Genomic DNA, 8725 nt, shown 5'->3' on the forward strand with positions numbered 1-8725 from the left:
ATACAAACAGATTGGAATAAGTTATATAATACAAGTTATTTTTAAAATTATTAGATTATTTTTAAAATAGTTGTTGTTTTTCATTTTAAAGGGACTTATGATGTACTTAGACGCCGGCGTACTTATACTTTTTAGGAGAATTTCAAATGAAAATCGAACAAATTTCTGATTTACCAATCGTTTATATGCGAAGAATAGGTGCATATGGGAAGGAAAATAACCAGCTAATGGCTGCGTTTAAACATTGGATGATCTACAACAATGCTTCAAAGGGCAATTTATTAACAGATAATGCAGTTATATTAGGCATTATTTGGGACAATCCAACCCTTGTCCCCTCGGAAGCTTGCAGATACGATACAGCACTTGTATTGTCTTCCCAGCAGGAAATAAATGATGAATGTGTTCAACAAAGTATTTTACAAGGCGGAAGCTATGCTGTTTTCACTATTGAACATACAGCTGATGCATTGACCAGAGCATGGGAAACTATTTTCTCTGAATTAGCTGTTGCAGGCCATCAGTTAGATGAGTCAAAACCGATTTTGGAACGATATGTGAAATCCATGCTGGATAAGCATGTTTGTGAAATTTGCTTGCCCATTCAAAACCGAATCGAAGAGAAATAACGCATATGATATCTCTTTCATTCAATACAAATTCCTTAATGTTTTTGTCTATGTATAGAGATTTTCGTGGGGATTTATAACTTTCTAACACCCTATTGTCACCTATTTAATATAAAGGTTGACAATAGGGTGTATATTCCCTTATTATTCTATTTATATCAAAACTAGAAAGCGTGGGAAATCTATTGAAATTAAGAGATATGATGTTTATGTCATTATTCGCAGCAATTATCGGAGTTCTTGCTATTTTCCCTCCTGTCCCGCTTCCCTTTATTCCTGTACCCGTTGTAGCGCAGACACTGGGTATTATGCTGGCAGGCGGTATATTAGGCGCCAAACGTGCCGGGCTCAGCGTTCTTCTTTTTGTCTTCCTCATTGCCGTCGGAGTTCCGTTATTAACTGGTGGTCGTGGCGGTTTAGGAGTTCTTGTCGGACCCACAGGGGGATATGTTCTATCATGGCCAATCGCTGCTTGGGTTATCGGTTATTTAACCGAAAAAAATATCCATTCGCTGGCCTATTGGAAACTTGTATTAATCACTATTTTGGGCGGTTCGCTTATTATTAACATCGTTGGCGTTACCTATTTATCTATTTTATCAAATCTTCCATGGGGTCCGACCGCTCTTTCAGCTCTAGCCTTTTTACCAGGTGATGTTTTAAAAGCATTAATTGCCAGTGCTGCCATTATGAAAATAAATCAGATTTATCCATTGATTGGCGAAAAAAAGCGTGTAACGTACTGAGATCGTGCGTGCACATACTATTGCTTCCCATTAGAAATGGAATATTCAAAAGTACGTAACGATGGAGATAAGAAAGGTGAAGAAGCTATTTTGATTGGTTTGAACAAATATAATTTTATGAACTAATCAACCACTATCAAAATAACTTCTTCTATCTAAACCTCCCCTCCTCCCCCTAACGATTCCAAATAACGATAAAGCGTTGATTTACTTATTCCTGTTTCATTCTTGATATCAAACAATTTAAAGCCGTCCTGGTACATCGCCATTGCTTTTTTAATATTTTCATCCGATTTTTTAGGACGGCCAATCGATTTACCTTGTCGTTTCGCTTCATATATGCCATGGGTTGTCGATTGTTTAATACTGTCGGATTGGAATTGCAGTACATGCGTCATCATATCCCGCAAATACATATTTAGCAGTGTGCCGTTATCCATATCCTCACGCAGAAAATGAATGGTCACCTTATCTTTTTCACACACTTTTAATACATCCATCAAGTGATGAAAAGTATCCGCCAAAGCAATCATTTTTTCTACATAAATATGGTCTCCTGCTTGCACCTCCATCAACAGCTCCTCCAGCTGCCGCCGTTTTTTCGGTGTTCCATGTTCTTCTTGAAGAATCCGGTCGCATTTTCCCTCCAGAGACGCTAATTGACGCTCAGATTGTTGATCATTATATAACGGTCTTGTATAACCATATATCATATTATTCGCTCCTATTAATTTCCCTTAAGGGTTCCTTTTTGGGAAAGTTAGTGCTACAATGTGAAAAGAATTTTAGAAAAGGAGTTTATCATGCAACATTTAAAACAACAATGGTTCAGTAATATTCGAGCGGACATCTTATCCGGTATTGTCGTGGCGCTTGCTCTTATTCCTGAAGCAATTGCTTTCTCTATTATAGCAGGTGTTGATCCGATGGTAGGTTTATACACCTCTTTTGTTATTGCTGTTGTCATTTCTTTTGCCGGCGGCCGGCCGGGAATGATTTCTGCAGCTACCGGAGCAATGGCGCTGCTCATGGTCCCTTTAGTCCGTGATTACGGCCTTGATTATTTATTGGCAGCAACCATTTTAACAGGTATCATTCAACTTATTTTTGGGATATGCAAAGTCGCCAAAGTCATGAAATTTGTACCGAATGCCGTCATGATTGGCTTTGTGAATGCCTTGGCTATTTTAATATTCACAGCACAGCTGGAACATTTCATTGGTATATCCACCATGACCTATGTATTCGTGGGAGTGACGCTCATTCTGTTATACACCTTGCCACATGTCATTAAAGCCATTCCAGCTCCGTTAATTGCCATTGTCGTACTGACATCTGTCGCCATATTCAGCGGCGTGAATCTGAACACAGTAGGAGATCTTGGGACAATCACCCAATCTTTCCCGTCTTTTTTCATTCCAAATGTACCATGGTCATTGGAAACGTTACAAATTATTTTTCCATATTCCTTATCTATGGCTATTGTCGGTCTGTTGGAAACCTTGCTGACATCCCAGATTGTTGATGATATGACAGGAACCGAAAGTAACAAGAATGGAGAAGCCCGCGGACAGGGAATCGCTAATTTTATCACCGGTTTCTTCGGTGGAATGGCAGGTTGCGCGATGATTGGACAATCCGTCATTAATGTGAAATCAGGCGGCCGGGGACGCTTATCTACTTTTATTGCAGGTATCTTTTTAATGTTTCTTATCCTTGTGTTAGGTGACCTGGTTGTGCAAATTCCAATGCCCGTATTAGTCGGAATCATGATTATGGTAAGTATTGGCACGTTCGATTGGAGTTCTTTTAAATATTTGGTAAAAGCTCCCCGTACAGATGCAATCGTTATGTTGGCGACGGTCGGCATTGTTGTTTATACACATGACTTATCCAAAGGTGTGCTTGCTGGCGTTCTACTAAGTGCTATATTTTTTGTTATCAAAATTTCAACCGTTAAAATTTCGAATAACGGGCATCGTTATCATATTCACGGACAGCTCTTTTTTGCTTCTATTGATAGTTTTGTCGATTACTTTAAAAAGGCAGATATACAAGAGGAAAAAATTCAAATCGACTTCTCTGACAGCCGCATTTGGGATGATTCCGGAGTCGGCGCTGTGATAAAAGTAGTGAATCGATTAAAAGAAAAAGGAATTCAAGTGGAGCTTGTTGAAATAGATACTTCAAGTAAGAAAATAATGGATAAACTAGATGGTGTTTTATCATCACATTAAGGGGGATTCTCCATGTATAAACATATCTTACTCGCTTCAGACGGTTCAGAAAATGCGGTACGAGCAGCGAAAGAAGCGGTCAAAATTGCCGCATACAATCAAGATTCGATAATTGATGTCGTCTATGTCATTGACTTTGACAAATCAAAAACGGCAGTCCTTCATTCCAATTCCAATGAGGAAATCGATATGGAACGCCGTAAAAAGAATTCAAAAGTCATTCAGTATCTGCAGGAAGCAAGTGCAAATTACAAAACAACTATCTTACGCGGGAAGCCGGGGCAGGAAATTGTGAAGTATGCTGATGAGCAAAGCATAGATATCATTGTCATCGGCAGCCGCGGTTTAAACACGTTACAAGAAATGGTGTTGGGAAGTGTCAGTCATAAAGTCATGAAACGTGCAGGCTGCCCTGCAATGATTGTGAAATAGTACAACAATAATAACCTGCACTATCAATCTTTAAATCAAAAATATTTTATATAATAGCTGCCCTTCTCCTATTTAACAAGGACACCAAAATCGGCCATTGCCTAAATTTGGTGTCCTTGTTTTATTATATAAATTGAATTAATAAACCTATCTTTTATACTTAAAAATAGGGTCATTTTTTTGGATTAAGCACAGTAAGCAGCGGAGGAAAAATACGGAGACTCCTGTGGGAAAGCGCAGTGTGAAGACCCCGCAGAAAAAGCGGTCTCCTTTTTCGAGGAGGCTGAGGACAAGCCCACGGAAAGCGTAGTGTTTTTCCGTAGCGAATGCTAGAAGATAAAATCTTAATTTCAACTTATATAGAAAGGTTTGCCAAATCGCTGAATCGGGTTATATAATCATAAGGTTACGAAAATGGCTGGCATTTCAACGCTCTTAAGTAAGGCTCTTATGCTGCTGATCAGCGTTTGTTATTTAACATTAAAGGAGAATACGATGACCTTCACGCTTATACTTGCGCTTATCATTTTTTGTATCACACTTGTTTTCGTCATTTAGCAGCCTAAAAGCTTAAATATCGGCTGGTCAGCTTCTGGAGGAGCTCTGCTGGCATTGTTATCCAGCGTGGTCGGATGGGGTGATGTGTTGGATGTTCTTCAGATTACCTGGAATGCTACATTAGCCTTTGTAGCCATTATTTTAATATCTCTGGTTTTAGATGAGATTGGTTTATTTGAATGGTCTGCCTTGCATATGGCAAAAGCAGCCAATGGCAATGGCCTGAAGATGTTTATTTATGTCAGCATATTGGGAACGATGGTTGGTTATTTTACAAGTGAATGGATGCATCTGCCTGTTTCGATCATTGCCGGTGCCATAGCTGTCATCTTTATTCTCCTGGCAAAGCGCAGCCCGGCAGTTCATACCAAAAAAAGTTATTTCAGACGCTCCTTGGAATATTGTTATCTTTTCTATCGGTATGTATGTTGTTGTTTACGGACTGGAAAATGCAGACCTTACCCCTGCTCTTGCAACGGTCATTCAAGCAGTTGCTGACCAAGGATTATTTATCACCACTTTTTCGATGGGATTGATTGCTGCCGTCCTATCTTCAATTATGAATAATTTGCCTGCCGTGATGATCAATGCGCTCGCTATTGCTGAAACGAATACATCTGGAATCTTAAGAGAAGCGCTCATCTATGCAAATGTTATCGGATCGGATTTAGGACCGAAAATCACGCCGATAGGATCTCTTGCCACCTTGGTCTGGCTCCATGTATTGTCACGAAAAGGGGTAACGATTCTTTGGAGAGAATATATTAAAATCGGGATGATACTAACTTTCCCTATTCTTTTTATTACATTGCTTGGTTTATATCTGACTCTGGTGATATTTTAAACAATATATGTAAATGAGCAATCCAGCCCCATTTTAAAATGGTCGGATTGCTCATTTTCTATCATTGCCTTAGCCTGCTTGCACTTAAGAACTTGATGTTTGGAAAGGCAGATTTTATATTATTTATAGAGAGAGTTAAAAACAATTCTTACAGTATTAGCAGTAAAAATATCTGTATGCTGTTTCTAAAAGCAGATTTATTCCAATAGCCGTTAATAGAAAGACAGATTGACATTTTTCAATATGTTTCATTTGATACACTTTGTCATCTATTGCATGCAGGTGTGCACAAATTTCTTTTTCTTATTGTATATACGTTATTGGATGCTAGACTTCGAATTTAGATGGGGTGATGAGTTTGAATATCGAGCAGTGGATTGCGGTCCGGGACAATGATAAAACGTATGATAGTTCATTTTACTATGCCCTGACTACAACAAAAACGGTTTGCCGTCCTTCTTGTACAGCCAGGACTCCAAATCCCGAACATGTTATTATTTACAAAAATCTAGATGCTGCTATAAAAGAAGGTTTCAGACCTTGCAACAGATGTAAACCAGATAAAGCCGATTGGGAAGGATATAAAGAGGAAGTTGCAAAGCGAGCTGCCATCTATATGGAAGAACATTACCATGAATCAATTACTTTACAAGTATTAAGTGAAGTTCTGCAAAAGAATCCCTTTTATATTCAGCGTTGTTTTAAAGCAGTGAAAGGAATAAGTCCATTAACTTATGTACACCAACTACGAATCGAGAAAGCGAAACAATTGCTTGTTTCTACAAATTCGACAGTAACTGAAGCCGCTTTGCAGGCAGGATATAATGACAGCACCCATTTTTCTGTCAAATTCAAAGAGTTCACAGGAGTTTCTCCCACAACATTTCGCCAACATGCTATTGAATAGAAAAATGTTGTTCTAAAAACTACATCATTAAAAAGAACCAACTCTAAACATAGAGTTGGTTCTTTTTAATGATTTCAAGCTATATTAACACGTAAAATACTTTTTTTACGCTACAAATTAAAAATAATTCCCATCAACGAATAAATAATCACCGTGGAGAAGACAACGGTCATATGAATTAAGGAATAAATAAACATCGATTTTGCCCATTTTTCCGAATCCATCCGGTTAAAACCAAAGATACTTAAAATCAGCCAGCCCATACTCATGATAAGCGACACCAGCATCAGTCCGAGACTCAAGGAACTTAGCAAAAAGCTGATTCCCACCATGATAATTAAATAAATATTGGTCTGAATATACGTCCGTCTGACCCCTTTTACAACAGGGAGCATCGGAACGCCAGCTGCTTTATATTCTTCATGCTTCCGAATCGAAATCGAATAAAAATGCGGCATCTGCCATATAATCGTAATTACAAAAAGTCCTAAAATCGCCGGGTGCATAATATCTGGATACATAGCTGCCCAGCCGATTAAAGGCGGCATAGCGCCGGAGATACTTCCAATTTCCGTATTATACACCGTTCTCCGTTTGCTCCACATCGTATAAGGGAACACATAAAAAAACAACCCTAAAAAGCCGAGAAAACCGGCCAGCGGTGTCGTTAAAGAAAGGAGAACAATTCCGGCAACAGCCATGATAATTCCCAGCCATAACGCTGTTCCAGGCTTGATTTCTCCGGTAACGGTCGGCCTTGCTTTCGTTCTTTCCATCACCGCATCAATATCCCGGTCATATAAATTATTAAAAGCGCCAGCAGCTCCTATAACGAAAATAGAACCTAAAAACGCAAACAAGATTTCCGGCAGCTTTTCTAAAATACTAATTTGATACGTGTATAATGATAAAGTTAATCCGGCAAACATCGGAATAAGATTGGAACGAATAATTCCCGTCTTGACCGTTTGCGAAAGTATTTTGGACATAGGGCTTTTTTGATTTTGCCCATTTATTGTTTCTGCCATTTCTTATCTAATCTCCTTTTACCCATCTATCTACAACCAATATCTACGGTTTAAAATGCTATCCAATTTGAAGTCCTACCAAAAATATATACCATACACTATTTTAATTCCAATGAATCAGTTTGTATAGAAGGTTTTATTAGAAGAAATTGTGAACATTAAACGAACTTATTTTTGTAATTTTAGGATTTTATTGTTTGACATTCAACGATATGAGACAATGGTAATTGCTTTGATAGCGTAATACGTAATATAGGAGGAATTAAATGCCTACACATATAGCTATATTGCTTATTATTTGCGCAGCAACATATATCATCGCTGCTAAAATGGAAAATAAACAATTGCGCCTAAAGTTACAGCAGAAAGTAAATTATACAGAGCTCGCATCACAGGTTCATAATATGCTTCAATCCAATGTAGATGACGTGAAAATCATTACATTTATTCGGGAAGAAACTGCTATGGGGTTAGTAGAGGCAAAAAAATATGTAGATAACGCAAAAGACGCAGAATAATTTGGTAGATTATATCATTTTACAAATTTCTGTATTTCAATACTTCCAACATGTATCCGCATCCTCTACAAAAAAGAACGAAGCGCAAATAGCACTAGCTGCCATTTGCGCTTCGTTCTTTTCTTCACCCCTATGTGATAACATTCTGGGCTTTTTTCTGTTTCCTCAGAGCAACTATACCAGCAATCAGGTAACCTAAGCTGGCAATGATACCGATTAGTCCAAAGACCAGCGTTAAAATAACACTTACTCCACCTAAAATAATAAGCAGAATTCCAACAAGCCGGACTCTTATTCGTTTAGTTAAAAATACTGCTGCCACAATACCTAAAATGGCATAAATAACCGAAGCAATTGCAACAAAATTTACAACACTTCCAAATATTTCTATTTGTTCCTCCATCGTTACTCCTGCAAGTTCATCCCCAGCATCTTGTAAAGATTCTTCCAAAAACGATCGAGCTTCTCCACCGGATTCTATATCATCCAGCAGATTAAAGGAATTCATTGCCAAAAGTCCGTATGCAAGTATAGAAATAATAATAAGTACCACACTGACATTATGATTTACTTCTCCAGTACGCAACATAGCACCGTTACGAAAAACTTATAAAAACCTGTAAAAGAGATTTTTTGTTTTCTTCCCTGTTCTCCGTGTCCGATTTTGTATCTGTCTCAGATACTACTCTCGTTTGCTGTAACACTCCGAGGGCGTTAATTCCCGTGTAACTCACGGTACATATTAGCCGTGTCTTGTTCGTGACTATACGGCTAATCTTGAAAGGTTGATACTAGCGTTCATGTCCCTGTCGATTCGATTGCCACA

9 protein-coding genes and 1 pseudogene are annotated in these 8725 nt (G+C 38.3%); 7 read left to right on the forward strand and 3 right to left on the reverse strand.

Translation table 11 applies throughout. The annotated features are described in order from the left end of the window. The first annotated feature begins 146 nt into the window (after positions 1–146). Together ACFQ19_RS06100 and ACFQ19_RS06105 are read left to right on the forward strand one after the other, a co-directional pair. Positions 147–629 (forward strand): AraC family transcriptional regulator, encoded by a 483-nt coding sequence (locus ACFQ19_RS06100; RefSeq protein ID WP_379591180.1) that lies wholly within the window; start codon positions 147–149, stop codon positions 627–629. A gap of 209 nt (positions 630–838) precedes the next feature. Beyond that, on the forward strand, positions 839–1375 hold the full coding sequence (locus tag ACFQ19_RS06105) for a biotin transporter BioY (RefSeq protein WP_379591181.1): 537 nt from the start codon (positions 839–841) through the stop codon (positions 1373–1375). Positions 1376–1530: 155 nt separating this feature from the next. On the opposite strand, the gene ACFQ19_RS06110 is transcribed toward ACFQ19_RS06105, so the two are convergent. Continuing rightward, complete coding sequence (locus tag ACFQ19_RS06110; protein ID WP_379591182.1) at positions 1531–2088, reverse strand: recombinase family protein; 558 nt, start codon at positions 2086–2088, stop codon at positions 1531–1533. Positions 2089–2175: 87 nt separating this feature from the next. Between ACFQ19_RS06110 and ACFQ19_RS06115 the strand changes: the two genes are divergently transcribed. The 4 genes and pseudogenes from ACFQ19_RS06115 to ACFQ19_RS06130 all read left to right on the forward strand — a co-directional run bounded on the left by ACFQ19_RS06115 (position 2176) and on the right by ACFQ19_RS06130 (position 6353). Continuing rightward, on the forward strand, positions 2176–3612 hold the full coding sequence (locus tag ACFQ19_RS06115) for a SulP family inorganic anion transporter (RefSeq protein WP_379591194.1): 1437 nt from the start codon (positions 2176–2178) through the stop codon (positions 3610–3612). Between the two features lie 12 nt (positions 3613–3624). Further along, complete coding sequence (locus ACFQ19_RS06120) at positions 3625–4044, forward strand: universal stress protein (protein ID WP_379591183.1); 420 nt, start codon at positions 3625–3627, stop codon at positions 4042–4044. Between the two features lie 495 nt (positions 4045–4539). Then, positions 4540–5446: pseudogene (locus tag ACFQ19_RS06125) on the forward strand (ArsB/NhaD family transporter). Between the two features lie 358 nt (positions 5447–5804). Continuing rightward, positions 5805–6353 carry a bifunctional transcriptional activator/DNA repair enzyme AdaA gene (locus ACFQ19_RS06130; RefSeq protein ID WP_379591184.1) on the forward strand — a complete coding sequence of 183 codons (549 nt, stop codon included), beginning with the start codon at positions 5805–5807 and terminating at the stop codon, positions 6351–6353. Between the two features lie 110 nt (positions 6354–6463). Here ACFQ19_RS06130 and cyoE read toward each other — a convergent pair whose 3' ends face one another. Beyond that, positions 6464–7381 carry a heme o synthase gene (gene cyoE / locus ACFQ19_RS06135; RefSeq protein WP_379591185.1) on the reverse strand — a complete coding sequence of 306 codons (918 nt, stop codon included), beginning with the start codon at positions 7379–7381 and terminating at the stop codon, positions 6464–6466. 266 nt (positions 7382–7647) lie between these two features. Between cyoE and ACFQ19_RS06140 the strand changes: the two genes are divergently transcribed. Beyond that, positions 7648–7899 carry a hypothetical protein gene (locus ACFQ19_RS06140; protein WP_379591186.1) on the forward strand — a complete coding sequence of 84 codons (252 nt, stop codon included), beginning with the start codon at positions 7648–7650 and terminating at the stop codon, positions 7897–7899. A gap of 130 nt (positions 7900–8029) precedes the next feature. Here ACFQ19_RS06140 and ACFQ19_RS06145 read toward each other — a convergent pair whose 3' ends face one another. Continuing rightward, the gene (locus ACFQ19_RS06145) at positions 8030–8488 is read right to left on the reverse strand and encodes a hypothetical protein (RefSeq protein WP_379591187.1); all 459 of its coding nucleotides are present in this window, start codon (positions 8486–8488) and stop codon (positions 8030–8032) included. Positions 8489–8725 lie beyond the last annotated feature (237 nt).

The organism is Oceanobacillus locisalsi (assembly GCF_042675985.1).
GTDB lineage: Bacteria > Bacillota > Bacilli > Bacillales > Amphibacillaceae > Oceanobacillus > Oceanobacillus locisalsi.

Excerpts from the sequence above, each read along its gene's own strand:
- ACFQ19_RS06100 (WP_379591180.1), top strand. The coding sequence starts at position 147 with ATGAAAATCGAACAAATTTCTGATTTACCAATCGTTTATATGCGAAGA.
- ACFQ19_RS06105 (WP_379591181.1), top strand. The coding sequence starts at position 839 with ATGTCATTATTCGCAGCAATTATCGGAGTTCTTGCTATTTTCCCTCCT.
- ACFQ19_RS06110 (WP_379591182.1), bottom strand. The coding sequence starts at position 2,088 with ATGATATATGGTTATACAAGACCGTTATATAATGATCAACAATCTGAG.
- ACFQ19_RS06120 (WP_379591183.1), top strand. The coding sequence starts at position 3,625 with ATGTATAAACATATCTTACTCGCTTCAGACGGTTCAGAAAATGCGGTA.
- cyoE (WP_379591185.1), bottom strand. The coding sequence starts at position 7,381 with ATGGCAGAAACAATAAATGGGCAAAATCAAAAAAGCCCTATGTCCAAA.
- ACFQ19_RS06140 (WP_379591186.1), top strand. The coding sequence starts at position 7,648 with ATGCCTACACATATAGCTATATTGCTTATTATTTGCGCAGCAACATAT.
- ACFQ19_RS06145 (WP_379591187.1), bottom strand. The coding sequence starts at position 8,488 with ATGTTGCGTACTGGAGAAGTAAATCATAATGTCAGTGTGGTACTTATT.